22 protein-coding genes are annotated in these 25,766 nt (G+C 71.7%); 9 read left to right on the forward strand and 13 right to left on the reverse strand.

What is annotated here, in order from left to right:
- The 5 genes from AB0K18_RS39200 to AB0K18_RS39220 form a co-directional block, all read right to left on the reverse strand.
- The coding region (locus AB0K18_RS39200; protein ID WP_364925369.1) for a LamG-like jellyroll fold domain-containing protein at nt 1–6,242 on the reverse strand (6,242 nt) is incomplete at its 3' end.
- Nucleotides 6,243–6,477: 235 nt separating this feature from the next.
- On the reverse strand, nt 6,478–7,080 hold the full coding sequence (locus AB0K18_RS39205; protein ID WP_364925372.1) for a GNAT family N-acetyltransferase: 603 nt from the start codon (nt 7,078–7,080) through the stop codon (nt 6,478–6,480).
- A gap of 204 nt (nt 7,081–7,284) precedes the next feature.
- Nucleotides 7,285–8,022 carry a GntR family transcriptional regulator gene (locus AB0K18_RS39210; protein WP_355423420.1) on the reverse strand — a complete coding sequence of 246 codons (738 nt, stop codon included), beginning with the start codon at nt 8,020–8,022 and terminating at the stop codon, nt 7,285–7,287.
- A gap of 858 nt (nt 8,023–8,880) precedes the next feature.
- Nucleotides 8,881–9,321 carry a zinc ribbon domain-containing protein gene (locus tag AB0K18_RS39215; RefSeq protein WP_364925374.1) on the reverse strand — a complete coding sequence of 147 codons (441 nt, stop codon included), beginning with the start codon at nt 9,319–9,321 and terminating at the stop codon, nt 8,881–8,883.
- Nucleotides 9,322–9,400: 79 nt separating this feature from the next.
- Nucleotides 9,401–10,573: an acetyl-CoA acetyltransferase gene (locus tag AB0K18_RS39220; protein ID WP_364925376.1), complete on the reverse strand. Its 1,173-nt coding sequence runs from the start codon at nt 10,571–10,573 to the stop codon at nt 9,401–9,403.
- 138 nt (nt 10,574–10,711) lie between these two features.
- Here AB0K18_RS39220 and AB0K18_RS39225 point away from each other — a divergent pair, with 138 nt between their 5' ends.
- Genes AB0K18_RS39225 through AB0K18_RS39240 form a run of 4 tightly spaced genes read left to right on the forward strand, consistent with a single transcriptional unit; the run spans nt 10,712 to nt 14,043 of the window.
- Entirely contained in the window at nt 10,712–11,353 is a 642-nt protein-coding gene (locus AB0K18_RS39225; RefSeq protein ID WP_364925379.1) for a flavin reductase family protein, read from the forward strand.
- Nucleotides 11,340–12,458 carry an acyl-CoA dehydrogenase family protein gene (locus AB0K18_RS39230; protein ID WP_364925382.1) on the forward strand — a complete coding sequence of 373 codons (1,119 nt, stop codon included), beginning with the start codon at nt 11,340–11,342 and terminating at the stop codon, nt 12,456–12,458. The genes AB0K18_RS39225 and AB0K18_RS39230 overlap by 14 nt, the downstream gene beginning before the upstream one ends.
- A gap of 14 nt (nt 12,459–12,472) precedes the next feature.
- Nucleotides 12,473–13,246, forward strand: coding sequence for an SDR family oxidoreductase (locus AB0K18_RS39235; protein ID WP_364925384.1), 774 nt, complete (start codon nt 12,473–12,475; stop codon nt 13,244–13,246).
- A 50-nt stretch (nt 13,247–13,296) separates the two neighbouring features.
- Nucleotides 13,297–14,043: an SDR family oxidoreductase gene (locus tag AB0K18_RS39240; protein WP_355423436.1), complete on the forward strand. Its 747-nt coding sequence runs from the start codon at nt 13,297–13,299 to the stop codon at nt 14,041–14,043.
- Here AB0K18_RS39240 and AB0K18_RS39245 read toward each other — a convergent pair.
- The 3 genes from AB0K18_RS39245 to AB0K18_RS39255 all read right to left on the reverse strand — a co-directional run bounded on the left by AB0K18_RS39245 (nt 14,040) and on the right by AB0K18_RS39255 (nt 15,554).
- Nucleotides 14,040–14,849, reverse strand: a complete 810-nt coding sequence (locus AB0K18_RS39245; RefSeq protein WP_364925389.1) for a hypothetical protein — start codon at nt 14,847–14,849, stop codon at nt 14,040–14,042. The genes AB0K18_RS39240 and AB0K18_RS39245 overlap by 4 nt on opposite strands.
- A gap of 102 nt (nt 14,850–14,951) precedes the next feature.
- Nucleotides 14,952–15,215: a hypothetical protein gene (locus AB0K18_RS39250; RefSeq protein WP_355423442.1), complete on the reverse strand. Its 264-nt coding sequence runs from the start codon at nt 15,213–15,215 to the stop codon at nt 14,952–14,954.
- 42 nt (nt 15,216–15,257) lie between these two features.
- Entirely contained in the window at nt 15,258–15,554 is a 297-nt protein-coding gene (locus tag AB0K18_RS39255; RefSeq protein WP_364925391.1) for a hypothetical protein, read from the reverse strand.
- A 220-nt stretch (nt 15,555–15,774) separates the two neighbouring features.
- Here AB0K18_RS39255 and AB0K18_RS39260 point away from each other — a divergent pair, with 220 nt between their 5' ends.
- Nucleotides 15,775–16,428, forward strand: coding sequence for an NIPSNAP family protein (locus tag AB0K18_RS39260; RefSeq protein WP_364925394.1), 654 nt, complete (start codon nt 15,775–15,777; stop codon nt 16,426–16,428).
- Nucleotides 16,429–16,571: 143 nt separating this feature from the next.
- Here AB0K18_RS39260 and AB0K18_RS39265 read toward each other — a convergent pair whose 3' ends face one another.
- Together AB0K18_RS39265 and AB0K18_RS39270 are read right to left on the reverse strand one after the other, a co-directional pair.
- On the reverse strand, nt 16,572–17,480 hold the full coding sequence (locus AB0K18_RS39265; protein ID WP_364925396.1) for an SDR family oxidoreductase: 909 nt from the start codon (nt 17,478–17,480) through the stop codon (nt 16,572–16,574).
- Nucleotides 17,481–17,719: 239 nt separating this feature from the next.
- A complete protein-coding gene (locus AB0K18_RS39270; protein ID WP_364925398.1) occupies nt 17,720–18,832 on the reverse strand; it encodes an SDR family oxidoreductase in 1,113 nt (370 codons plus the stop codon).
- A gap of 42 nt (nt 18,833–18,874) precedes the next feature.
- On the opposite strand from AB0K18_RS39270, the gene AB0K18_RS39275 reads away from it, so the two are divergent.
- Genes AB0K18_RS39275 through AB0K18_RS39290 form a run of 4 tightly spaced genes read left to right on the forward strand, consistent with a single transcriptional unit; the run spans nt 18,875 to nt 22,146 of the window.
- Nucleotides 18,875–19,603: an enoyl-CoA hydratase family protein gene (locus AB0K18_RS39275; RefSeq protein WP_364925401.1), complete on the forward strand. Its 729-nt coding sequence runs from the start codon at nt 18,875–18,877 to the stop codon at nt 19,601–19,603.
- Between the two features lie 8 nt (nt 19,604–19,611).
- Nucleotides 19,612–20,388: a CoA-transferase gene (locus tag AB0K18_RS39280; protein ID WP_364925673.1), complete on the forward strand. Its 777-nt coding sequence runs from the start codon at nt 19,612–19,614 to the stop codon at nt 20,386–20,388.
- Complete coding sequence (locus tag AB0K18_RS39285) at nt 20,372–21,127, forward strand: CoA-transferase (RefSeq protein WP_364925404.1); 756 nt, start codon at nt 20,372–20,374, stop codon at nt 21,125–21,127. Before AB0K18_RS39280 ends, AB0K18_RS39285 begins: the two co-directional genes overlap by 17 nt.
- Complete coding sequence (locus AB0K18_RS39290) at nt 21,124–22,146, forward strand: nitronate monooxygenase (RefSeq protein ID WP_364925407.1); 1,023 nt, start codon at nt 21,124–21,126, stop codon at nt 22,144–22,146. Before AB0K18_RS39285 ends, AB0K18_RS39290 begins: the two co-directional genes overlap by 4 nt.
- Here the strand turns inward: AB0K18_RS39290 and AB0K18_RS39295 are convergent, their stop codons facing one another.
- From AB0K18_RS39295 to AB0K18_RS39305, 3 genes are read right to left on the reverse strand one after another with little or no spacing between them, the layout of a single operon-like run.
- Complete coding sequence (locus AB0K18_RS39295; RefSeq protein WP_364925410.1) at nt 22,147–22,818, reverse strand: pentapeptide repeat-containing protein; 672 nt, start codon at nt 22,816–22,818, stop codon at nt 22,147–22,149.
- Between the two features lie 2 nt (nt 22,819–22,820).
- Complete coding sequence (locus AB0K18_RS39300; RefSeq protein WP_364925413.1) at nt 22,821–24,371, reverse strand: glycoside hydrolase family 3 N-terminal domain-containing protein; 1,551 nt, start codon at nt 24,369–24,371, stop codon at nt 22,821–22,823.
- Between the two features lie 26 nt (nt 24,372–24,397).
- Nucleotides 24,398–25,762 (reverse strand): alkaline phosphatase D family protein, encoded by a 1,365-nt coding sequence (locus AB0K18_RS39305; protein ID WP_364925416.1) that lies wholly within the window; start codon nt 25,760–25,762, stop codon nt 24,398–24,400.
- Nucleotides 25,763–25,766 lie beyond the last annotated feature (4 nt).

Here is a 25,766-nt window from a genome sequence, read left to right on the forward strand (position 1 = left end):
TCGATCGAGAAGTCGTCGCGCGAGGCGAAGCCACCCGTGCCCGGGATGTACCAGCGGGAGGCCATGTTGACCTTGCCGGTGTTCGGGTCGGTGTAGGCGCCCTGGTAGCCCAGCCGCCGCTTGGTACCGTTGCTCGCGATGACCTCACCGAACGGGTTGTACGCGGTCGAGTCCACCAGCGCGTCGCCGGTGAAAGTGGCCACGACGTCGTCGTGCTGGTCGCTGAGCACGCCCAGCTGGACGCCGTTCTCCGCCAGGCTCACCAGCCTCCCGTCGGGGTCGCGGCCGAAGCGGGCCTTGACCGTGCCGGCCGGGTCGGTGACGGCGGCGATGTCGTTCTCGATGCCGGTGTAGACGAAGCGCTCCTCCTGCCCGCCCTGGGTGCGCGAGGCGAGGCGGCCGAGGCCGTCGTAGGTGTAGGTGGCGTCCCCGTCGGAGACCAGGTTGTCGAAGGCGTCGAACTTGAGCTGCTTGGTGACGCCGTTCGTGGTCTCGGTGGCGAGGGTGCCGCGCGGCGTGTACGTGTACTCCGTCCCGCCGCCCGACAGCAGCCGGTTGCGCTCGTCGTAGACGAAGGGCGTGTCCCCGACCTTGACCCGGTTGCCGGAGTCGTCCCACTCGTAGGTGGTCGTGGTGCCGTCGGGGGCCGTCCAGGAGGTCATCCGGTCGGCCTGGTCGTAGGTGTAGGTGTTGGTGCCCGCACCGGCCGTGCCCGCGGTGACCTTGGAGGTGAGGTTGTCGTTCTTGTCCCAGCCGTAGGTGATCTTCGCCAGCTGGCTGCCACTCGCGTTGCGCAGGGTGTGGCTGGTGATGCGGTCGAGGTCGTCGTAGCCGAACTCCTGCTTACCTCCGGGGCTGGCGGAGGTGAGCGTCCTGAGCCGGTCGGCGGCGTCGTAGTCATAGGTCAATGACCGACCACTGACCGCGTCGCTGAAGGTCTTCAGCCGATCGGCGGCGTCGTAACCGTACGTCGTGGCGCCGTTGACGTCCTGCTTCTTGGTCGCGTTGCCGTAGGCGTCGTAGGTGAAGGCCGCCGTCTGCGTGCCGCCCTTGGCGACCCTGGTGAGCAGCCCCCGGTCGTTGTAGTCGAGGGTGTAGTCACCGACGACGGTGTTGCGGCCTGCCGCGTCGTAGTCGAACGTCCACCGCGGCGTGTCCACCTCCGCGCCCGTGCCGCTCTGCTCGGTGAGGCGGCCGAGCGCGTCGTAGGCGTGGTCGACGCGCACCCCGCCGGGGTACCGCGCCGAGATCATGTTGCCGCCGGCGTCGTAGACGTAGGTCCACGTCCTGTCCGCCTCTTCCGGGTGCGCGGTGGTGGCCGGCTCGATCGTGCGCTCGGCCAGGCCGAGGCTGTTGTACGTCGTCCAGAACGCGTTGCCGCGACCATCGGTGGCCCTGGTCGGCGAGCCGGCGATGTCGTAGCCGTACGTGGTGGTGATCGACTTGTCGGCCGAGACCGGCTCGACCAGCTTGGTCAGCAGGTCCGTCGCGTCGTACGTGCTCCGGACCGTGTGGCCTTCCGGCGTGGTCTCCGAGATCTCGTTGCCCGCCGCGTCGTAGCCGTAGCTCGTCGTCCGCAGGACCTTGCCGGTGCTGTCTGCTTCCTTCAGCGCGGTGAGCCGGCCCGCGAGGTCGTACTCGCTGATCGCGGAGTTGCCCAGCGCGTCGGTGACCTTGGTGGCCCGCCCGGAGGGGTCGTAGGCGTAGGAGGTGGCGTTGCCCGCCGGGTCGGTCTCCTTGGTGATCTCGCCGGCCGCGTTCACCTGCCACGAGGTGGTCCGGTTGAGCGGGCCGACCTCCTTGGTACGGGCGCCGACGTCGTTGTAGGCCAGCTGCGTGGTGAACGCCTCGGTCGCGGGCTTGCGCTCCAGGACCGTCGTCCGCCACATGCGGCCGAGGTCGTCGTAGTCGCTCTCGACACGTGCCCCGGTCGGGTCGACGGCGGCGCGCAGCTCTCCGGCGAGGTCGTACTCGTACACCCACTGCCCGGCGGCCCGGCCTTCGACGGACGGCTCCGTCACACGCACCCGGTTGCCGAGCGCGTCGTACTCGGTCACCCAGGTCGAGCCGCGCGGGTCGGTGTAGCGCGTCACCTGGCCCGCCGGGTTGTAGGCGAAGGTCTCCTTCGGCGTCAGCGCCGGGCCGCCCGGCTGCTGGTACGGGAACCCGGTGATCGACACCAGGCGTCCCAGCCGGTCGTAGGCGGAGGTGGTGACGGCGCCGGCCTCGTCCACCTCGTGCGTACGCCGCCCGGCGCCGTCGTAGCCGAACTTCATGCTCGGCCGCGCCCGCCTGGGCTCGGCGCCGTACTCCTCCACCGCGACCTCGGGCGCCTTGACCTCGACGAGCCGGCCCGCCGCGTCGTGGCGGTAGTGGGTGGTGAAGCCGGCCTCGTCGGCGCCCGAGGCGTTGCCGCGCGGGTCGACCGACTCGACGATCAGGCCGCGCTCGTCGACCTTCCAGCGCGTGGTGACGTCCTCGTCGCCGTTCTCGACGGTACGCCGGACGAGCACGTCGTCGTCGTTGTAGGCGAACTCGACCGACTCGGCGCGGCTGGTGCCCGCGCCGGTCCTGGTCATCTTCGTGACGTTGCCGTTGGCGTCGTAGACGTAGGCGGTCTTGCGAGCCAGGTCCGCCGGGTCGAAGGTCTCGGACGTCACCCGCCCGGCCGCGTCGACCGTGTAGCTGATCTCCTCGATACGGCTCGCGCTCTGCGTGGGGGTGCCGCCGGCGGCCACGTGGACGAGGTTGCCGGCCGCGTCATAGGTGTTCTCCTCCACCACGACGTCGCGGGTGCTGGTCGAGCCGTTCAGCTTGGCTCCCTTGGCGACCACCCGGTGCAGCAGGTTGTCGCCGTGGTAGACGTACTCGGTCTTGCGGCCCTCTGGCAGCGAACGCAGGCTCAGGCGCCCGCCCGGGTCGTACGACAGCTCCTCCAGCACCACGTCCTTGGCCGGCTGGGGCGACACCGGGCTGCCGGTGTAGCCCTTGAGCGTCGTGCTGTGCAGCTCACCGCGCTGCGTGTAGGTGTACTCGAAGCGGTTGCCCAGCTCGTCCACCATGTGCGTCTGGTTGCCCATGGCGTCGTGGCCGTAGGAGACCGTGCCGCCCTCGGGGCCCGTCACCGTCGCCACCCGGCCGTAGTCGTCGTAGGTGTAGGTGATGGCGCGCTGCGGGTCACCGCCGGTGAGGTCGGAGGCGGTCTCGGTGAGCGCGTTGCCGTCCGGGTCGTAGGTGTAGGTCACCTCGGAGGTGTGGGTGGCGTCCGTGACCTCGTTCTTGATGCCGGGCCCCCGGGTGGACAGCAGCCGGCCGACGGCGTCGTAGGTGTACGTCGTCCGCACCCCGTCCGGATGCTCCTCCGTCACCTCCGTCTTTGAGGTCATCCGGCCCAGGGCGTCGTGGGTGTACCTGGTCACCAGCCCGGCGGGCAGCCGAACCTCGGCGTGGTCGCCCGCCGCCGTGTAGGCGTGGGTGGTCGTCTTGCCCCGGTAGTCCGTCTCCGTCTTCACCAGACCGGCGGGCGTGGTGCCGCCGCCGACGGCCGGCTCGGTGCCGTCGGTGTAGGTCACGGTGCGGGAGCGGCCGTTCGGGAAGTCCGACGTGGCCGGGGTCGTCTGCTTGACCTGCTCGCCGTACTCGTTGTAGTCGATCTTGGTGAGGTAGCGGTCGTCCGTCTCGCTCGACGAGCGGGCGTCCCGTACGTGGGTCAGCAGGTTGTTGCGCGGGTCGAGCGGCTTGTCCTTGTCCCACCAGTAGTCGCGGTAGACGTACTGGCAGTCGCCGGCCTTGCGGCAGGTCTTGATCCTGATGGCGTTGCCGCGCTTGTCGTGCCACTGCTGCGACACGGTGCCGTTGGGGTCGATCTGCTTGACGGCGAAGCCGCCGGTGTCGTAGTCGTACGTGGTCTTCCCGCCGGCCTGGTCGACCGTGTACGCCAGCCGCTTGTTGCGCAGCGAGTCGTAGGCGTACTGCAGGGTCTCGCCGCGCGGATCGGTGAGCGTGACCTTGTAGAGCCCTTCGAGCCAGTCGATCTCGAAGTCGCCGATCCGCCAGGTGCCGCCGTCGCCGTCGGTGTGCGTCTGGAGCGCGTCGCTCGACGGGTGGTAGGTGTTGCTGGCCCAGACCCGGCCGGAGGGCAGCGTGGTCTTGACGAGCTTGTGGCTGGCCTTGGCGCGGGCCGCGAAGTGCGCCTGCACCTCGGCCTCGGTGAGCGGCTTGCCGTACACGGCGAACTCGTCGATCGAGCCCTTGAACGCGAACGCGCCCGACGTGGTCTGGCCACCGGGGATGTCCCGCCAGGAGGTGGCGCGGTCGCCGCTGCCCAGGTAGGCGTCCGCGAGGTAATCGTCGTAGCGCGTGCCGGTCAGCTCCCCGACGAGCTGCCCGTCCAGGTACAGCTTCTGCTTTTCCCCGTCCACGGTGAGCACCACGTGGTGCCACTGGTCGTCGTTGACGGCGCCGGCGGAGGTGATCGGCGTGTAGCTGCCGTCGACGTAGCCGAGCTGGCCGCGCAGCTTGCCGTCTGTGCCCACGTACACCACGGGCTCGGTCGCGCCGAACTCGTAGCCGAACTCGCCGGCGGACAGGACGATGCCGTTCTGCGAGGTCTTGATCCAGCCCTCGATGGACACCGAGTTCTGGACCTTGTCCAGCATGTTCCAGGGCAGCATCATCGTGGACTTGGTGAACCCGGCCGCCGTGTCGGCGGTGCCCTCCAGGGCTCCCGGCTGCCCGACGGTGACGTTGTTGTAGATGCCCGCGCCGCCCTCGCTGCCCAGGTTCGCGGCCGGCTCGTTCCGGGCGTCGCCCAGCCGCCAGTACCCGAGCGGCTCGGCGTCGAGCACCAGGCCCTTGTACCGGGAGCCGTCGCCATAGGTGTAGGTGGTGCAGTTCGGCGCGGCGGCCGGTGAGCACACCGAGGTGAGGTTGCCGCCGGTGTAGGAGTAGGTCCAGGTCTGCGCCGTGCCGTCCACCGGGTCGGTGGAGACCGTGGCCACGCGGTGGCCGTCCCAGGTGAAGTGCAGAGCCCGGCCGCCGGGGCCGCTCACCGTGTCGAAGGTGCCGTCGGCATTGTAGGTGAGCGTCTGCGCCCGCCCGCGGTTGTCCTCGATCTTGGTCAGCCGGCCGTTCTCGTTGAAGACGTACGTCGTCGCGTACGTGTCCATGAGCCGCCAGCCGCCGCCCTCGACGTCGGCGAGCGTGTCCTTCCTGCCCGGCGGGGCCTGGTAGGTGCCGTCGCCCTTCGGCGCGAAGCGGACCCGGCGGCCGCTGGCGTACGTGACCAGCAGCCCGGTGATCGTCGAGCCCGAGCGCTCGGCCACGATGTTCATGTCCCAGGTGGCCGACCAGCCGGGGCCGAACATGCCGTCGGTCCGCGAGTCCAGACTGTTGTACGTGCGCACCACGGCCAGGTCGGGCCCCGCCACCTGCACCTGCGCGTCCACCACCGTGGTGGTGTAGTTGCCGGAGGCGAGCGAGAACTCCTTGCCGTCGCCGAGCTGCTCACCCAGGTGCGGGCTGTTGAACGGCTGGGGCGACTGCGTGCCGATGAGCTGCTTCTCGGACGTGGCCGTCGCACGGCTCTCCGGGTCCGTGACGCGGACCCACCACTCGTACTGCTTGCCCCATTCCAGCCAGCCGGCGGTCACCTTCCAGGTGTCGGCGCCCAGCATGTCCGAGGAGTTCCAGCAGGGCGGGTCGGGCGGCGGAGGGAAGACGACCTCGTCGGTCTCCTCCGGCTTCTCGCAGATGCTGTAGCGATAGCGCATCTCGATCCAGGGGCCGCCCAGCCGCGAGGCACGCACGGTGAGCAGCGGTGTCGTGCTGCCGACCAGCGAGCCCGCCACCGGGTAGACCGCGTCGATGAAGGGGAATGTGTCGGCCGCGGTCGCGACGTCCCGCTGTTCCGCGCGCTTGATCGCGGGAGGCAGCTCAGCTTCGGGTTCCTTGTCCGGTTTCAGCGCCGTACGCGGCCATCCGCCGGCGTCGCGGGGCAGGGCGCCCGGCACGTACGGGTCCTGCGTGTCGTCCGAGGCGGTCGCCGCGGTGGGCCGGCCCGTCATCTCGGGCAGGGCCTCGGCGCCGCGTAACGGTGCCTGCCGCGTCACGAAGCCGGTCTGCTGGACGCCCACCTCGGCGGCGACGGGCATGGCCGGTAACTGCAGCAACCCCGGCAGCCCGGCGACCAGGACGAGGGCCGCCGTCCGGGAGAAGAAGGCATGCGACAAGAATCTGCGCACGGCGCGTCACACTCCGAACCACAACGAGGGACGCCCCTGACCAGGGCGTCGGACGTCGCTCCACCCCACCGGCAGGCGCGTGCCTGACTCGTGCGGCTCTGGAGCTCTGACAGAACCGGGCAAAGCGTAACCAGAAGCCTGTCAGCGGGACAAGATCGACTTTGCTGTCGCATATGCACGGAATGTCACGTTCCGCATGGACCCCGGCGGGGGGTGAACCGGGGCCGGGGTCAGATCACGCGCTGATCAGCTCCGCCATCGTGAGGTCACGGAAGGCCGTGGCCGGCACGTCCTCCGACGGGCGCTCGAAGAGCGCGCCCGACGACCGGTGCGGCAGGTCCACCGTGCGGACGTGGCGGAAGCCGCGGCTGCGGTAGTAGTCCTGCAGCTGCGGGTTGCTCTTGGCGCAGTCGAGCCGCAGCCAGGGCAGGCCGGACGCGTACGCCATGGAGCAGGCCCAGTCCAGCAGGGCGTCACCGAGGCCGGAGCCGGCCCAGGGACGGGCGACGGCCAGCTTGTGGATGTAGAGCGCGGCCCCCGGGTCGTCGGCGGGTTGCCAGAACTCGGGGTCGGCGTGGTCGTCAAGGGCTATGGTGGCGACAGGCGGGGCCGATTCGTCGGGGTAGAGATACCTGAGCTCGTCATCGAGCAGGAAGAGCACGCGTTCGGCGATGAGCGGCTCGATCCGCTCGGGGCCGAACCCTCCCCGCGGCCACTGCCGCACTCCCCGCATATAGAGCCACTCGGCGGTGTCGGCGAGCAGCGTGAGTACGCCGGGAAGGTCCGCGGGTTCCGCTCTGCGCAGGGAGAGCGGGTGCAGGAGGGTGGTGGTGTGCATAGTACAAGCCCTTCGATGCCGTGGGTGTCCGCAGCGGCACGATGCGTGATGGCGCAATGGTGCGCTGGGGCGAAATGTGGCCATATACCCGACGTATATGGATAAATGGCGATTTAGGGGAGTATGCACGACTCCCCATGGCCAGCGAGGCGGCTAATTCTCGCTGCGCCCGGCCGGCGGGATCACCCCTTCACCCACGAGCTCTCAGCGGCGATCAAGCTCGTATCTGATCAGATGTTTGTCGGCTGGCAAAACCGACACGGCGACACGCACAGGCATGTCAGCCCGGTCGTACCCCACTCTGACGTACACCATGACCGGTGTACCGAGTTCGAGCTGGAGACGCTCTGCCTCCTCCTGGTTAGGCATGCGCGCCCAGATGTCGTCGACGACGCGCACCTGCGCATGGCCCAGCTCCTCCAGCACCCGGTTCGCCCCTCGCGCGATGTCACCGGGCCTGGCGATCTCGGAATCTGCGACTAGATCACGGGGAAAGTAGGAGTCGTTGGTGTTGTACGGCTGCCCGTCCACGAACCGCAGACGGCGTCTCACCACCGCCAGCTCCCCATCGGCCAGCTCGAGCCTGCTGGCGATCTCCTCGACCGGAGACACCGTCAGGACCTCGATGTACTGGCTGGGCGCCCGGCCTTCCTGCGCGACGGCGTAGGCGAAGGCCTCGCGAAGTTCCCCGCTGGGTTGTGGCTCCAGCTCCCGTTGCGGATAGATCAGTAACGGGCGCCGGTCTCGGACCACCGTGCCGCGCCGCGGCGTGCGCGTGACGAGCCCCTCGTTGACGAGTTCGCCGAGGGCCAGTCGCACGGTGTTCCTGCTCACCCCATGGTCTTCCATGAGCTGCGCCTCGGTCGGCAGCTGTGCCCCGGGGCCGAGGACACCCGAGTAGATGGCTCGACGCAACTCCGAAGCCACCTGCTGATACAGCACCGACCTTGCCACTTTCACCCCTTTTGTTCCAACAATTTAGACGATCTGGTTCTAGCAGGCCACAACCCCTTGACCGAACCCCCTTGACCGGCCCATCATCCATTCGTTGGTACAAATCCATCTAAAGGCCGGTGAGGGGGTGAAGGCCAGTGTTGCCGGTCCGCGCGGGTACGCCATACCTGCCCTGGCAGGACCCTCGCGAAGCAACGCGTTCACTGCGTTACGCGTCGCTCCGCCTGCGGTCAACCCACACCTACCAGAGCATGGGCGGCGGCACGCCCGCGCACACGGTGTCGGCTGAGCTGACCGCGAGATGCGCCGACGGATCCTTAGTCCGCAACGAGGAGGTTGGCGCCCCCGTCGCGCATTCCATCGATGACCCGGTCGGAGCAGCTCGACACATCGCACGTATCCGGCAGCTGGAGCCTTCGCGCTCCCCCATCGACTCCGTGTGCGGATCAACGGTTTAGGACTCCATCCCTCGCCGGAGTCCTGGGTCGTCGCACACGGGGCAGGAAGCGCGTCCTGGCGGGTCCCCCACGCCCGCCAGGGCGCGCTTTCCTCCGAGGGGACCGGCAGAACCGACGCCTCCATCTCCCGATGGGGGCCTTTCCATGTGCGGGGGGGCGGTGCGCGGGCGGGCATGCGAGCACCGCGTGACCTCCTCGCGGTCACGCGAGCCTTCGCGTACGCAACGCTCACGTCTGCCCCAAGTCCGCGCCGTCCGCGTCGACGACGCCTACTGCCTCATCATCAACCCTCAGGGCCGAACGTGGGGACACCTTTCGTGACGGTGGGACTGGTGGGATTTACGGGTACCAATCCAATTTCCGGCTCAAAGTCAGAAACCGGGAGGATTTACGGCGCCGTCCCCGCATCGGCACCCGCCCCTGGCCCGCTCCCGTCGCCGGCCGGCGCCCAGTTCAGCAGCGTCACCCCCGCCGCGACCTCGACATATTCTCCCGTCACCGGCTCCCAGGGCACGGGTGGCCGCGGCGCCCGCCAGTTCCCGTACACCAGGCAGCCCGGCACCGCCGCCAGCCGGACCATTACCACTAGGTATGGATCGCGTCTTCCCGGCACGAAGGGTTGACGGCTGACGATCCAGCTCTCCACCGTCCCCTCGGGCGCCACCTCCCGCCACTGCCACTCCTCCGTACGGCAGGCCGCGCAGAACGCGCGCGGCGGGAACCGGAGCGCGCCGCAGGAGCAGCACTCCTGCACCGCGAACCGCCCGTCCGCCAGCCGCTCCCACCAGGGCGCCGAGTCGCGGTCGGGCTGGGGCAGGTAGCCGGTCATCGGTCGCTCCTCCGCAGGTGACCGGTCAGCGAAGACTCCTCGCGAAAGCCGGTCAGCGAAGGCTCCTCGCGAAAGCCGGTCATCGGTCGCTCCTCAGGATCAGGGCGGAGGTGGCGGGCAGGACGTAGCCGGGCTGCGCCGTCGAGAGCGCCACCTCGGCCCCCGCCACCTGCCGCTCCCCCGCCTCGCCGCGCAGCTGGGAGACCGCCTCGGCGATGTGGTTGATGCCGTGCACGTATCCCTCCGACAGGAAGCCGCCGTGCGTGTTGACCGGCAGCGGGCCGCCGAGCGCGGTGGCGCCGGAGGCCACGTACGGGCCGCCCTCGCCCTTGGGGCAGAAGCCGTAGTCCTCCAGTTGCACGATCACCGAGTACGTGAAGCAGTCGTACAGCTCGGCCACGTCGATGTCGGCGGGCCCGAGGCCGGCCTGGGCGTACAGGCGGGGCGCCAGCTCGGCGGCGGCCGTCACCGTGGGGTCGGCGGCGCCGCCCGACAGGTGCGAGGTGCCGCCGCCCCAGGCCGCCGCCGAGATGAGGACGGGCGGGCGGCGCAGCGCGCGGGCGCGTTCGGCCGTGGTGACGACGACGGCGCACGCCCCGTCGGTCTCCAGGCAGCAGTCCAGCAGCCGGAACGGCTCGGCGATCCACCGGCCGGCCAGGTAGTCGTCCAGGGTGATGGGGGTGCGCATGAGGGCGCGCGGGTTCGCGGCGGCGTGGGCGCGCTGGGTGACGGCCAGGTGGCCGAAGTGCTCGGCCGTGGTGCCGTAGCGGATCATGTGGGCGCGGGCGTACATGGCGTACTGCTGGGGCGGGGCGACATAGCCGTACGGGGCCTGGTACTGCACCTCGGGGCTGACCGGCAGGGCGCGTCCTGTGCCGCCCATGCGGAACTCGGAGCGGGCGTTGATGGCGCGGTAGCAGACGACGGTCTCGGCCATCCCGGTCGCGACGGCCAGCGCGGCCTGGCCCACGACGGCGTGCGAGACGCTGCCGCCGCCGAACTGGTCGAGGTGCCAGGTGACGCCGGTCAGGCCGAGCGCCGGCGCGACGAGCGTGGGCGGGGCGGAGTCACCGACGCGGTGGGTGGCCAGGCCGTCCACGGAGTCGGGCGGCAGCCCGGCGTCCTCCAGGGCGGCGAGCACGGCGCGGCAGGCCAGAGTGAGCGTGCTGACTCCCGAGTCCTTGGAGAAGGGGGTCCAGCCGATGCCCGCGACGGCGGTGCGGTCGCGGAATTCAAGCAAGCGCTTGGGCACAATGGCACCGTAGGCAGCCGCTCTCGCCGCTGTCAACGCAGGTCGGAGGGCACGACTTGACAGCCGTTTCGGCTTCCCCCTAGCGTCCAAGCAAGCGCTTGGTAAGATTGAGCGCACAGGCGGACGAGGAGGCCCACCATGAGCACACACGCTGCCCGGCTCATCGCACCGGACGGCTGCCGCGGCCTTCCCACGCCCCATCAGCGCAGGATTCGCAACGGAGCCGCCATGGCCACGGGCCCAGCCCAGCCTGTCCAAAGCGGTCAGAACGGCCAGAGCAGCCGGCTGGACAGCCGCCGCTTCCGGCAGGTGCTGGGCAGGTTCGCGACCGGGGTGGTGGCGATCACCGCCGTCGATCCGGTGGACGGCCGGCCGTACGGGCTGGCCGCCAACTCCTTCACCTCTGTCTCGCTCGACCCGCCCCTCATCGCCTTCTGCGTGGCCCACACCAGCTCGAGCTGGCCCAAGGTGCGCGGAGCCAAGGTCGTCACCGTCAACGTGCTGGCCGAGACCCAGCAGGCCGTCTGCGTGCAGATGGCGGCCAAGGGCGGCGACAAGTTCGCCGGGCTGGCCTGGACCGGCTCCCCCGGCGGCAACCCCGTGCTCGACGGCGCGCTGGCCTGGCTGGACTGCGCGGTCGAGGCCGAACATCCGGCCGGCGACCACGTGATCGTGGTGGCGCGGGTGCTCCAGCTCGACACGCACGCCGACGGCGGCCCGCTGGTGTTCTTCCGCGGCGGCTACGGCGGATTCGCCGGGGGGTTCGTTGAGCCTGCGTGAGGAGGCGCGGGCCTTTCTGGAGGAGAGCCTGAGCGGCCCGTTCGCCCACGCGCGCGGGCTCGGCGGTCCCGGGCGCGAGCACGAGGGCCACGAGCTGCGCCAGGCGTGGGAACGCCACCTCGGCAAGCACGGCTGGACGTGCCTGGCCTGGCCCGAGCGGTACGGCGGCCGCGCCGCCTCGCTGGAGGACCAGGTCGCCTTCCACGAGGAGTACGCCAGGGCCGACGCCCCCGCCCGGGTCGGCCACATCGGCGAGGGCCTGATCGGGCCGACCATCCTGGAGTTCGGCACCGAGGAGCAGAAGGAGCGCTTCCTGCCGCCGATCCAGCGCGGCGACGAGCTGTGGTGCCAGGGCTACTCCGAGCCCGACGCCGGCTCCGACCTGGCGAACATCCGCACCAGGGCCCGCCTCGAAGGCGGTGAGTGGGTGATCACCGGGCAGAAGGTCTGGACGTCGCTGGCGCACGTGGCCGACTGGTGCTTCGTGCTGTGCAGGACGGAGGAGGGGTCGCAGCGGCATCGCGGGCTGTCGTACCTGCTGGTCCCCATGAAGCGGCCGGAAGTCGAGGTACGGCCGATCGTGCAGCTCACCGGCACCTCGGAGTTCAACGAAGTGTTCTTCGACGGCGCCCGCACGGCGGCGGGGAACATGCTCGGCGCCCCCGGCGACGGCTGGCGGGTGGCGATGGCCACGCTCGGCCACGAGCGCGGCGCCTCCACCCTCGGCCAGCAGATCGGCTTCCGCCGGGAGCTGCGGCGGGTCATCGAGACGGCGAAGCGCACCGGGGCGGCCGGCGACCCCGTGCTGCGCGACCGGCTCGTCCGGTCGTGGCTGGAGCTGGAGATCATGCGGCTCAACGCGCTCAGGATGCTGCGCTCCGACCGGCCGGGCCCCGAGGCGTCGATCGCCAAGCTCTACTGGTCGGAGTGGCACCGCAGGCTGGGCGAGCTGGCGCAGGCCGTACAGGGCCGGGCGGGGCTGGTAGGAGAGCTCGACGCGCTGCAGCGCCTCTACCTGTTCAGCAGGGCCGACACGATCTATGCCGGTTCGAGCGAGATCCAGCGCACCATCATCGCCGAGCGCACGCTGGGACTCCCCCGCTGAACGGAGCCGCATCCATGCCCACGTCCTACCCCAGAGCGCACGGCCTGCTCGACGGCCGGGTCACGCTGGTCACCGCCGCCGCGGGCGCGGGCATCGGCTACGCCACGGCCCGGCGCTGCGCGGAGGAGGGCGCCACGATCGTGCTCTCGGACCGGCACGAGCGCCGCCTGGCCGCCGCCGCCGAGGCGCTGACCGAGCTGACCGGCGTCAAGCCGCTGGCCGTGCCGTGCGACGTGACCTCGGAGGCGCAGGTGCTCGCGCTGTTCGACGCGGTGGTGGAGGCGCATGGGCGGCTGGACGTGGTGGTCAACAACGCCGGACTCGGCGGTACGGCCCCGCTCGCCGAGATGACCGACGAGCAGTGGCACGCCGTCATCGACGTCACCCTGACCGGCACCATGCGCTGCACCAGGGCGGCCCTGCGGCACATGATCCCGCAGGGCGGCGGCGTCATCGTCAACAACGCCTCCGTGATCGGCTGGCGGGCCCAGCGCGGGCAGGCGCACTACGCGGCGGCCAAGGCCGGGGTCATGGCGCTGACCAGGTGCGTCGCTCTGGAGGCCGCCGAGCACGGGATCCGGGTCAACGCCGTGGCGCCGTCGCTGGCGGTGCACCCGTTCCTCGCGAAGGTGACGAGTGAGGAGCTGCTGGCGGAGCTGGCGGCCAAGGAGGCGTTCGGGCGGTCGGCGGAGCCGTGGGAGGTCGCGAACGTGATCGTCTTCCTGGCCAGCGACTATTCCTCGTACATGACGGGCGAGGTGGTCTCGGTCTCCTCGCAGCATCCCTGACCGGCGCGACGCCTGGCGACCGACCAGTTGGTATGGCATGCTCCCAGAACATGACTCTGTTCTCCGTTGAAGGCAAGACCGTCGTCGTCACGGGCGGCTCGCGCGGCATCGGGCGCATGATCGCGGCCGGGTTCGTGGCCGCCGGCGCGGACGTGTACATCTCCGCCCGCAAGACGGCCGAGGTCGAGAAGACGGCCGCCGAGCTGGGCTGCCGGGCGGTGCCCGCCGACCTGTCCACGCCCGACGGGATCGACCGGCTGGTGTCGGCCGTGGAGGGGCCGCTGCACGTGCTGGTGAACAACGCCGGCGCCACCTGGGGCGCGCCGCTGGAGGAGTTCCCCGAGCACGCCTTCGACAAGCTCTGGAACATCAACGTCAAGGGCGTCTTCTACCTGACGCAGAAGTTCCTGCCGCAGCTGCGGCAGGCGGCCGGCGCCGACGATCCCGCGCGGGTGATCAACGTGGGCTCGGTGGACGGCATCAGGGTGCCGGCGCTGGAGAGCTACGCCTACTCCTCGACCAAGTCGGCCGTCCACATGCTGACCCGCCACCTCGCCCAGCGCCTGGCCAAGGAGCACATCACGGTGAACGCCATCGCCCCCGGGCCCTTCGACTCGAAGATGATGGCGTTCGCGCTCGACGACCCCGGCACCCGCGAGGCCATCGCGCAGAGCGTGCCGCTCGGGCGCATCGGCCGGCCCGACGACATGGCGGGCGCGGCCATCTACCTGTCGTCGCGGGCGGGGGCGTACCTCACAGGGGCGGTCATCCCCGTGGACGGCGGCATCACCTGCTAGCCCAGCAGCTCGCGCAGCGCCGCCGCGAACCGCGCCGGAGCGGCGGGGTCGAGGTCGAGGAAGAAGTACGGCTCGGTCAGCTCCAGCTCGATCAGCACCGGCTCGCCGCCGGGTAGCCGGACCAGGTCGATCCTGGCATAGAGAAGGTCATGGGGTACGGCGGTGAGCACCTTCTCGGCGAGTTCGACCTGGTCCGGGGCTGGTGTGCGCAGCTCAGCCCGCTCGTTGTCCTCGGTGGTGGCACCGGGGGCGAGCATGGGGCTGCGGCGTACGGCGTGGCTGAAGCGGCGGTTGAAGTAGAGCAGGGAGGTCTCGCCCTCCGACTCGACCATGTCGAGGTAGGGCTGGACCATCGGCGTGCGCCCCGCGGCCTCCAGCGCCGCGGCCAGCCGGGCGGCCTCGGCGCGGTCGGTGGTCCTGGTGGTGTCGCGGGCGCCGGCGGAGACGGCCGGCTTGACGACGTATTCCGGCCAGTGGGGCAGCTCTCGCGACGACCAGTGCGTGGGCACGATCGGCACGCCCAGCTCGCGCAGGTAGGTCTTGTCGGTGTTGGCGTCGATCACGGGGTACGGGTTGAGCAGCCGCGTGACCGAGGCCACGCGCCGCGCCCACCCGAGGAACTCCGCGCGCCTGTCCACGTAGTCCCAGACGCTGCGGACCACCACGGCGTCGTAGGCGCTCCAGTCGGCGTCAGGGTCGTCCCAGCGCTCGGCGCGCCCCTCGATGCCGGCCTCCCGCCAGGCCGCCAGCACTGGGGCGAGCTCGTCATCGGGCCCGTCAAACGTGGCATAAGCACAGATAGTCACGCAGGGATGCTAATACGCCGCGAGCCGGGCCATTTCCGGCCCGGCTCGCCGCGGTCGGGCCACGCCGCGGTCCGGCGGTCGCGCGGCGCGGCCCTGGCTGTGCTAGTCGACCACGTCGTCCACGACGACGTCGCTGCCGTTGGTGCCCGTCACGGCGTTGCCGTTGACGTTGTTGAAGCTGGTGGCGCCACGACCGCCGCTGACGTTGGCGTTGTAGACGTTGCCGAAGTTGTTGCCCGACTGCGAGGAGTTGGCGTTACGGCTGGAGTTGCCCGCGTTGGTGTCGGCGTAGGCGGGGGCCGACAGCAGGGTGACGCCGGCGGCGGTGGCGGCGATGACACCGGTCACGCAGAGCTTCTTCATCATGATGTGTCCTTTCGAGGTGCTGTTTTCTCGGACGTCAGCCGGTCAGTAGAAGATGTAGGTCACCGTGATCCCGCCGTTGGTCGCGGTCGGGGCGATGCCGTTGATGTTGTTGACGTTGGTCGAGAGCCCGTCGCCGTCGTTGCCGGCGAGGACGTCTCCGAAGGCGTTCCCCGACTGGGCCGAGTCGGTGTTGGCACTCCGGTTGACGGCCCAGTTGCCACCCGCCCAGGGGGCCGCCCACCGGGCCCAGTCGTCGTCAGCGTGAGCGGGGGTTGCGAGTAGCGCTCCGCCGACGGCCGTTGCGAGCACGGCCGCGACGGTCCACACCCTTCTGATCACATCTGCTCCTTCGCCATCCGAGGGGGAAGCCCGCCGGGGACGGCGGCCACCGGGCCCGATGGGCGCCGCCGGCCCCATTGGGGCTTCCTTGACCTCAGGGGATCAAGGTCAGTGCGAGCATATAACCATGCGTGGTCGAATGGTAGCGAGGAGTTATCAGAACATTGTTCGGAGCTTACGCTGACAAGGGGTGTCAGTGACCCGGGCTTACCGTCCGCGCATGATCTACGAACTGCGGCGCTACCGCATGCGCCCGGGACGGCGCGACACCCTGATCTCGCTGTTCGAGCGGGAGTTCGTCGAAGGACAGGAGACGGCGGGCATGCGGGTGCCCGGCTCCTTCCGCGAGGCCGGGGAGCCGGACACGTTCCCCTGGTTGCGGGCCTTTCCCTCCATGGAGGAGCGGCGCGCCTCGCTCGAGTCCTTCTACGGCGGGCCGGTGTGGCAGGCCCACCGCGACGCCGCCAACGCCACCCTCGACGACTCCGACGACGTGCTGCTGCTGCGGCCCGTCGGGCCCGAGCCGCCCCTGTCCGAGCGCCCGCCCGCCGGCGCCACCGACCTGCCGCCCGCCCTGTACGTCGCCACCGTCCACCACGTCGGGGCCGGCTTCGCCGGGTTCTTCGCTCGCGAGGTCGCGCCCGTGCTGGCCGAGGCGGGGGTGCCCGTGGTGGCGTGCTTCGAGAGCGAGCACGCCGAGAACACCTACCCGCGGCTGCCCGTACGGACGGGGGTGAACGTGTTCGTGTGGTTCGCCCGCTTCGACAGCCCGGAGAAGGAACAGGAGGTGGACCTCCCGATGATCACCCCCCACCTCACCGCCCCCTCACTCCGCCTAGGACTCCACCCGACGGCCCGCTCAACCATGCGCTGACCCGGCGGCCGCTCGCGCCTCCCGGCCGGGGGCAGGACGCTGGTCGGGGGGTCCAAGCGCTGGTCGGGGGTGCGGGCGCTGGTCGGGAGGCGGGAGCCGGGCGGAGGTCCGGGAGCCCGGCGGAGGTCCGGGAGCCGGGCGGGTCAGGTGGGTTGGCCGTAGACCGGTTCTGGGGGTGGGGCCATGGTCAGGAGGTCGGTGATGGCCGGGGCGACGTCCGCCGGGGCCCAGCGGGCGCCGCGGTCCACTTTCGGGCCGTGGCGCCAGCCCGTCGCCAGCGCGATCGTCCCGCCCTCCACCTCGAACACCCGTCCCGTCACGTGCGCCGACTCCTCCGAGCCGAGCCAGACGACGAGCGGTGAGACGTTCGCGGGGTCCATGGGGTCGAAGCCGGACGCGGGGCGGGCCATGGACTCCGCGAACACCTGCTCGGTCATCCTGGTACGGGCGGCGGGCGCGATGGCGTTGACCGTCACCCCGTACCTCGTCAGTTCGGCGGCGGCCACCAGGGTCAGCGCGGCGATGCCCGCCTTGGCCGCCGCGTAGTTGCCCTGCCCCACGCTGCCCATCAGGCCCGCGCCCGACGAGGTGTTGATCACCCTGCCGCTGACCCGGTCACCCGCCTTGGCCCGCTCCCGCCAGTACGCCGCCGCGTGCCGCAACGGCGCCGCGTGCCCCTTGAGGTGGACGCGTACGACGTCGTCCCACTCCTGCTCGGTCATCGAGACCAGCATCCTGTCCCGTACGAAGCCGGCGTTGTTGACGAGCACGTCCAGCCGCCCGTACGCGCTGACGGCGGTCTTCACCAGCCGTGCCGCGCCGTCCCAGTCGGCGACGTCCTCGTTGCTGGGCACCGCCTGCCCGCCGAGGTCGCGGATCTCCTCCGCCACGGCCAGCGCGGGCCCCGCCGAGCCGCCCTCGCCGCCGGGGCCGGTGCCGAGATCGTTCACCACCACGCGAGCGCCCTGCCGGGCGAACTCCAGCGCGTGCTCCCTGCCGATGCCCCGACCGGCACCCGTCACGACCACCACGCGCCCGGCACAGATACCCACACAGACCTCCCGAGAAGGATCAAGCACAAATACCAGCAAACGCCCCCAGAAACCACCCTCCGAGAGCAAGGCACGGCATGGACGCCACCCACGCGACTCCCCGCAGGCACGGCGCCGGCCCCGCCCGTACGGCTCCCCAGAGACGCGGAGCGAGCGCCTCCGGACAGCACCCATAGGCACGGAGTGACGCCCCGGTGGCTTCCCATAGGCGCGGGGTGGGCGCCCTTCGAAGTAGGCGGTCAAGGTGGGGTGGTGGTGAGGAGGTGCCAGGCGGGGACTTCGCCGCCGCCGTCCACCCGGACTTCGGCGCCGGTCACGTAGCCCGGGGCGGCCAGCCACAGGCAGGCGGCGGCGACGTCCTCCGGGGTGGCCGGGCGGCCGGCCGGGATCGCGGAGGCGTCCACGTCGCGGCCGCCGTAGTGGGCCGAAGCGTCGGGGGTGGCGGCCAGGCCGACGACGACCGTGTTCACGCGGACGTGGGGCGCCCATTCCGCGGCCAGGCAGCGGGCCAGGTGGTGCAGCCCGGCCTTGGCGGCGCCGTACGCGGCGGTGCCCGGCGACGGCCTGGCCCCGCTGGCGCTGCCGATCATCACGACGGCCCCGCCCACGGCGGCGAGCAGCGGGTACGCGCGCTGCGCCACCAGCAGCGGGGCCGTCAGGTTGAGCTCGATGACCTTGGCGTGCAGGCGCGGCGAGGTGCCCGCCAGCGGCGCGGGCGGCGACCCGCCGGCGTTGTTGACCACCACGTCGAGCCGCTCGAACCCGGAGATCAGCCGCTCCACGTCCTCAGGCACCCGCACGTCGGCCCGCACGAACCGAGGAGCCGGCAACTCTCCCCCCAGATCCGCGCAAGAAGCCCGCGGCCCTTCCCCCGGACTCACACGCGGCACCCGCGGATCTTCCCCTAGGTATGCGTGAGGAGACCATGACCCTCCCCCAGGATCCGCTCCCGCACGAGGGGGCCTCGGGTCTTCCCCCGGGTCCACGCGAGAAGCCCGCGGCTCTTCCCGCGACTCCGCACGAGGGGGCCGCCGGTCCTCCCCCGGGTCCACGCAAAGACCCCGCGACCCTCCCCGCGACTCCGCATGAGGGGGCCGCGGGTCTCCTCCTGGATCTGCGCGAAGAGGCCGCGGATCTTCCGCTGGATGCGCGGGAGGTGGTCGCGGATCTGCCCGAGGGGCCCGCGGATCTGCCTGAGGGGGTTGCGAGTCGTTTGCCGGGGGTGGGGTGCGGGCGCAGATGGTGACGGTGGCGCCGGCGGCTTGGAAGGCCCTGGCGATGCCGGCGCCGATGCCGCGGGTGCCGCCCGTCACCAGGACGTGCTTGCCCGCGTAGTCGTAAGAGACGGTCACGGGTGCTACCGTACCAAGCAAGCGTTAGGTGGAGGAGAGTGGATGGGGATCTCGCTGCTGGACGGGCCCGTCGCGGAGGTGGTCGTGGACGTGCCGCCGGTGAACGCGCTGGCCGTACGCCACTGGGAGGAGCTGGCGCGGGCCCTGCGCACGGCCGGCGACGACCCCGCGACCAGGGTGGTCGTGCTGCGGGCCGAGGGCCGCGGGTTCAACGCCGGGGTGGACATCAAGGAGATGCGCGACGCCGACGGCTTCACCGCCCTGGTCGGGGCCAACCGTGCCTGCCACGCGGCCTTCGCCGCCGTCTACGAGTGCGCCGTTCCCGTGATCGCCGCCGTGCACGGCCACTGCCTGGGCGGCGGCATCGGGCTGGCGGGCAACGCGGATGTGGTGGTGGCCAGCGAGGACGCCTACTTCGGGCTGCCCGAGGTCGACAGGGGCGCGCTCGGCGCCGCCACCCACCTGGCCAGGCTGGTGCCCGGCCATCTGATGCGGGCGATGGTCTACACGTGCAGGAACGCGACGGCGGCGCAGCTGCACGCGTTCGGGTCGGTGCTGGAGGTGGTGCCGCGCGACAAGCTGCGGGACGCCGCCATGGAGGTGGCCGGGCAGATCGCCGCCAAGGACCCGTACGTGATCCGCCGCGCCAAGGAGTCGCTCAACGGCATCGACCCGATCGACGTCAACCGCAGCTACCGCTTCGAGCAGGGCTTCACCTTCGAGCTGAACCTGATGGGCGTCGCCGACCGGCACCGGGAGCGGTTCGCGTGAGCAAGGTGATGACGGCCTCCGACGTGGCCGGCCAGGTGGAGAGCGGCATGACGGTCGGGATCGGCGGCTGGGGGTCCCGGCGCAAGCCCATGGCGCTGGTGTCGGCCCTGCTCCGCTCCCCCGTACGCGACCTCACGATCGTCTCCTGCGGCGGCCCCGACGTCGGCATGCTCTGCGCGGCGGGGAAGGTGCGCAGGGTGGTGGCCCCGTTCGTCACGCTCGACACCATCCCCCTGGAGCCGCATTTCCGGCGGGCCAGGCAGCGCGGCGAGATCGCGTTCACCGAGTACGACGAAGGCATGTTCATGTTCGGGCTGCTGGCGGGGGCGCACCGGCTGCCGTTCCTGCCGACGCGGGCGGGGCTCGGCTCCGACGTGCTGCGGGTCAACCCGGAGCTGCGGACGGTGCGGTCGCCGTACGGGGATGGAGAGGAACTTGTCGCGGTGCCCGCGCTGACCATGGACGTGGCGCTCGTCCACCTCAACAGGGCCGACGCGCGGGGCAACGCCCAGTACCTGGGGCCCGATCCGTACTTCGACGACCTCTACGCCAAGGCGGCGGCGCGGTGTTACGTCTCGTGCGAGCGGCTGGTCGACCCGGCCGACCTGCTCAAGGAGGGCCCGGTGCAGTCGTTGCTGATCAGCCGGTCGATGGTGGCGGGGGTGGTGGAGGCGCCGCGCGGTGCGGGTTTCACCTCGTGCGAGCCCGACTACGGGCGCGACGAGGCGGAGCAGCGGGTGTACGCCGAGGCTCCTTGGGAGGACTACCGTGAGCGGCTCGGCTGAGACGACGACCACGACCGTGACGCGGGCCGACGTGTGCGTGGTGGCGTGCGCGGAGGCGTTCAGGGGGGACGGGGAGATCCTGGCGGCCGGGATCGGCGGGCCCGTCACGGTGCTGGCGGCGCGGCTGGCGCGGCTGACGTTCGAGCCCGATCTGCTCACCAGCGACGGCGTCTGCCTGCTCACCGGCGACGTGCCCGCGCTGGGGGCGGAGCCCGAGGTGGTGGAGGGGTGGCTGCCGTTCCGCGACCACCTGTGGCTGGTGCTGAACGGACGCCGGCACGTCATGCTCGGCGCGAGCCAGATCGACCGGTACGGCAACACGAACATCTCCTGCGTCGGCGACTGGGCGCATCCCAAGGCGCAGCTCCTGGGGGTGCGCGGGGCGCCGGGCAACACGCGCTGCGACCCGACCAGCTATTGGATCCCCATGCACGGGCGGCGGGTGTTCGTGCCCGAGGTGGACATGGTGAGCGGCATCGGCACCGACCGGGGCGCGTACGAGCTGCGCCGCGTCGTGACGAACCTAGCCGTCCTCGACTTCTCCGGCCCGGGCGGGACGATGCGGCTGGTGTCGGTGCATCCGGGGGTGAGCGTGGCCGACGTGGTGGCGGCGACGGGGTTCGAGCTGGCCGGGGCCGACGGGGACGTTCCCCGTACGCGGGAGCCGGCCGCCGAGGAGCTGCGGGTGCTCGGGCGCCTCGACCCCGGCCGGCTGCGCGACCGAGAGGTGCCGGCGTGAGGACCGCGCTGACCTCGCTCGTCGGCTGCCGGTACCCGATCGTGCAGACCGGCATGGGGTACGTCGCGGGCGCCCGGCTCGCCGCCGCCACGTCACGGGCCGGTGGGCTCGGCGTCATCGGGGCGGCCACCATGTCGGTGCCCGAGATGACGGCGGCCGTCAGGCGGGTGAAGGAGCGTACCGACGCGCCCTTCGGGGTGAACCTGCGCGCCGACGCCGACGACGCGGCCGAACGGGTGGAGGTGCTGGTCAGGGAGGGGGTGCGGGTGGCGTCTTTCGCGCTGGCGCCGCGCCCTGAGCTGATCGCGCGGCTCAAGGACGCCGGGGTCGTCGTCATCCCGTCGGTGGGGGCGCGGCGGCACGCCGAGAAGGTGGCGGGGTGGGGGGCGGACGCGGTCATCGTGCAGGGCGGCGAGGGCGGCGGGCACACCGGGCCCCTTGCGACCACGCTGCTGCTGCCGCAGGTGGTGGACGCGGTCGACCTCCCGGTCGTCGCGGCCGGCGGGTTCTTCGACGGGCGGGGGCTGGTGGCGGCGCTCGCGTACGGGGCCTGCGGGATCGCCATGGGCACCCGCTTCCTGCTGACCAGCGACTCGCCGGTGCCCGACGAGGTGAAGCGGTTCTACCTGGCGGCCCGGGAGACCGTCGTGACCAGGAACGTGGACGGGGTCCCGCACCGGGTCCTGCACACCCCGTTCGTGGCCTCCCTTGAGCGGTCGCGGCTCGTACGGGCGGTGGTCAACGCGGCGCGCTTCAAGCGGCTCTCAGGGCTGTCGTGGGGGTCGCTGCTGCGCGAGGGGCGGCGTATGCGGCGCGGGCGGGAACTGACGTGGGCCCAGGTGCTCCAGGCCGCCAACACGCCGGTGCTGCTGCGGGCGGCCATGGTCGAGGGGCGGGCGGATCTGGGAGTGATGGCGTCCGGCCAGGTGGTCTCGGTGCTGGACGACCTGCCGTCGTGTCAGGAACTGATCGAACGCATCATGGCAGAGGCCGAAACCACCCTCGCCCGTCTCCCTTGACTAGAGGACGGTGATGCCGCGGGCGGCGAGGATGGCGGCGGCCTGGGACTGGGTGATGATGGCGCCGGAGAAGGCGCGGAGTTTGGTGTCGTCCGGTTCGCCGAGGTCGGCGCCTCTCAGGTCGGCCTTCGCGAACTTGGTGCTGAGGAGGCGGGTGCCTCGGAGGCGGCAATCCACCAAGGTCGCCTCGGTGAAGTCGCAGCCCGAGAGGTCGGCGTCGTCGAAGCGGACGCCTTCGATGGTCTCGCCGCGCAGTGAGCAGCCGCCGAGGTTGGCGAGGGTCAGGTTGCAGCGGGACAGCGTGAAGCCGGTGCCGCGCGAGCCGGTGAGCATGGCGCCGATCATGCGGCAGCCGGTGAACGACGCGTCGGTCAGCAACGCCCCGCCGAACTGCGCGGAGGACAGGTCGACGTCGGTGAAGCGGGCGTCGATGAGGTCGGCGTCGGCGAAGCGGATGCGCATGCCGCCCCCGCCGGTGAACACGGCCCCGTCGAGGTCGGCCTTGCGGAGGTCGGCGCCCTCCAGGACGCACGACTCGAAGCGGGCGCCGGCCAGCGGCGCGCCCCACAGGTCGGCCTCGGTGAGGTCGCACTCGCGGAAGACGTGGGTCTCGTCGGAGGAGAGCCGCTCGGCCAGCGCCTGGTGGGAGAGGTCGGCGCCGTCGAAGATCACCGTCAGAGGCTACCAGTCAGCACCTCGGCGGCGGCCTGTCCGCAGACCCGGGCGGACCCGTACGTGGCGATGTGCACGCCGCCCGAATCGGACCGTACGGGCAGCCCCATCTCGACCACGACGGCTTCGGGACGGACGCCGAGCAGGTGCCGCAGCGCCTCGGCCTGCCAGGGGTGCCGGTGCGCGTCCCTGACGACCACGACCAGGGGACGGTCGGCGGCGAGCGCGAGCAGGCGGTCCAGCTCGGCCCCCGTGGCCGAGCCGGCGGTGAGGCGGGTGACGGTGGTGCCGGGCCGCAGGCGGGCGAGCGGCTCCCCGACGCCCCACGGGGTGGCCTTGTCGATGGCCAGGTTCATCTCGGGGGCCAGCTCGACGACGTGCGGCGCAGGTCCGATGGGCAGCACGGTCGCGGTGGAGCGGCGGGTGACGCGGACGGCACGGCGGGCCGCCTCAAGGCCGACCCCTCCGTCGAAGTGGCGGGTCGCCTCCAGGCCCATCCTGCCGTCGGAATGGCGGGGCGCCTCAAGACCGACTCCGCCGCCGGAGTGGCCCCGGCTGCCCGAGGAGGCGGTCCAGCCGGCCAGCTCGCGGACCCTTCGAGCGGCGTCGGCCAGCCGCTCCTCGGGCAGCAGTCCGGTGGTGACGGCGGTCGCGATCGCGTCGCGGACACCGTCGGCGGTGGCCTCGTCGGCGTGCTCGCCGCCGACGCAGATGGCGTCGGCCCCGGCGGCCAGGGCTCGGGCGGAGGCGCCGCCGATCCCGTACGCCTCCGACACGGCCGCCATCTCGATGCCGTCGGTGATGATCAGCCCGTCGAACCCGAGCTCCTCGCGCAGCAGCCCGGTGAGCACCTTGGGGCTGAGCGTGGCGGGCCGCTCGGCGTCGTACGACGGCACGAGCAGATGCCCGGTCATGATCACCTTGACGCCCTCGTCGATGGCCTCGCGGAACGGGTGCAGCGCGTCCTGGATCCCGCTCTCGGCGACGACGGGCACGCCGTGGTGGGAGTCGACGGTGGTGTCGCCGTGCCCGGGGAAGTGCTTGGCGGTGGCGGCCACCCCGGCGGACTGCAGGCCGCGGACGAACGCGCGGGTGTGCCGGGCGACCAGGGACGGGTCGGCGCCGAAGGCGCGCAGGCCGATGACGGGGTTGTCGGGGTTGGAGTTGACGTCGGCCGAGGGGGCGAAGTCGATGGTGATGCCGGCCCTGGCCAGGTCGTGGCCGAGGTCGCGGGCCAGGGCCTCGGTGAGCCGTACGTCGTCCACGACGCCGAGCGCGTACCCGCCGGGCCTGCTGCTGCCGGTGGCCACCTCCAGCCTGGTGACCTCGCCCGACTCCTCGTCGGTACCGATGAGCACCGAGGGGTTCTCCGCGCGCAGCGCGGCGGTGAGCCGGGCGAGCTGGCCGGGATCGGCGATGTTGCGGGAGAACAGCGCGACGCCGGCGAGCCCGGCGCCGAGCCGGCGGCGCAGCCAGTCGGGCGGGGTGTGGCCGGTGAAGCCGGGGAAGAGCACGGCGTCGGCGAGGCGAAGCAGGTCACCGCTGAGGGACATGCAACGCAATCTAATAGGAAAGTTTCCTATTTGCTAGAGGCATTTTCTGACGTCAACCCGCTCCCGTCGATGCGAAACTCCGCCACTGTCCGTACGGGCGCGTCCCTGCGGTCCACGAAGTCCACCGCGCGGAAGGCCACCCGCAGCTCCCCTGGGTCCGCGACGCACGACAGGTAGCCGCGGCGGCCGTCGAAGAACTTGAGGTGCGGGTTCGCGGCCAGCACCGCGGGGCCGTCCGTGGCGGGCGGCCTGCTGCTGATCGACGAGCACACGAACTCCGCGCCCACCGTCGCCGAGCCGGGGTCGAGGAAGTCGGCCTTCAGCTCACCCGCCCAGGCGTTGTGCACGTCGCCGCTGACCACCACCAGGCCAGGGGCGCCCGCCGCCAGGATGCGGGCGCGCTCGGCCTGGTGGCCGTCCCACGAGTCCGTAGGCAGGTTCGGCGCCGGCCCCGGCACGAACCGGCGGGCGAAGAACAGCGGCTGCACCAGCACCCGCCACCGCGCCGGCGAGCCGCGCAGCCGGTCGAGCAGCCACGCCTCCTGCGCCGCCCCGAGCATGGTGGTGGCGTCCCGGTGCTGGCGGGTGTCGAGCACCATGAAGTCGGCGACCGTCCCGTACGTCCGCCTGCGGTACATCTGCAGCCCGCCGCCCTGCGGCCGCACCCTGATGGGCTGGTTCTCGTAGTACGCCCGATAGGCCACCTCCCGCCGGCGCAGGAACCCCGCGGACCCGTCACCCCGGCCCCGGTAGTTGTCGAGCACCTCGTGGTCGTCCCAGGTCGGCACCCAGGGCGCGGCGGCGTGGGCGGCCCGCAGGCCGGGGTCGGTGCGGTAGCGGGCGTAGCGCAGGCGGTACTCGCGCAGGGTGTTGGCCTCGCCGGGCAGCGGGCCCAGCGCGCGGACGACGGCGGCCGACTGCGGCGACTCGTAGATGTAGTCGCCGACGTGAAAGATCACGTCGGGTCGCTCGGCGGCGAGATGGCGGTAGGCGGTGTAGTGGCCGTGCTCCCAGCGCTGGCAGCAGGCGACCGCGAAGCGTACGGGACGGGTGGAGCCCGGGTCGTCGGCGGTCCTCGTGCGGCCCACGGGGCTCTGCTCGGCGCCGGCCCTGAACCGGTAGAAGTAGTCGGTGCCGGGCGCCAGCCCGGCCACCCTGACGTGCACGCTGTGCGCCCACGCCGGCAGCGCGTCGACGCGCCCTTGGCGCAGGCCCCGCGTGAAGCGCTCGTCTTCGGCGAGCTGCCAGTCCACCTCGACGGCCCTCGGCGGCATGCCGCCGGGCCGGGCGGGGTCGGTGGCGAGGGGATCGACGGCTAATCGGGTCCAGAGCAGCACGCCGTCGGGCATCGGCTCGCCGGAGGCGACGCCCAGCGTGAACGGGTCGGCCATGTCG

Origin of the sequence: Nonomuraea sp. NPDC049421 (assembly GCF_040677005.1) — a bacterium.
GTDB classification, from domain to species: Bacteria; Actinomycetota; Actinomycetes; order Streptosporangiales; family Streptosporangiaceae; genus Nonomuraea; species Nonomuraea salmonea.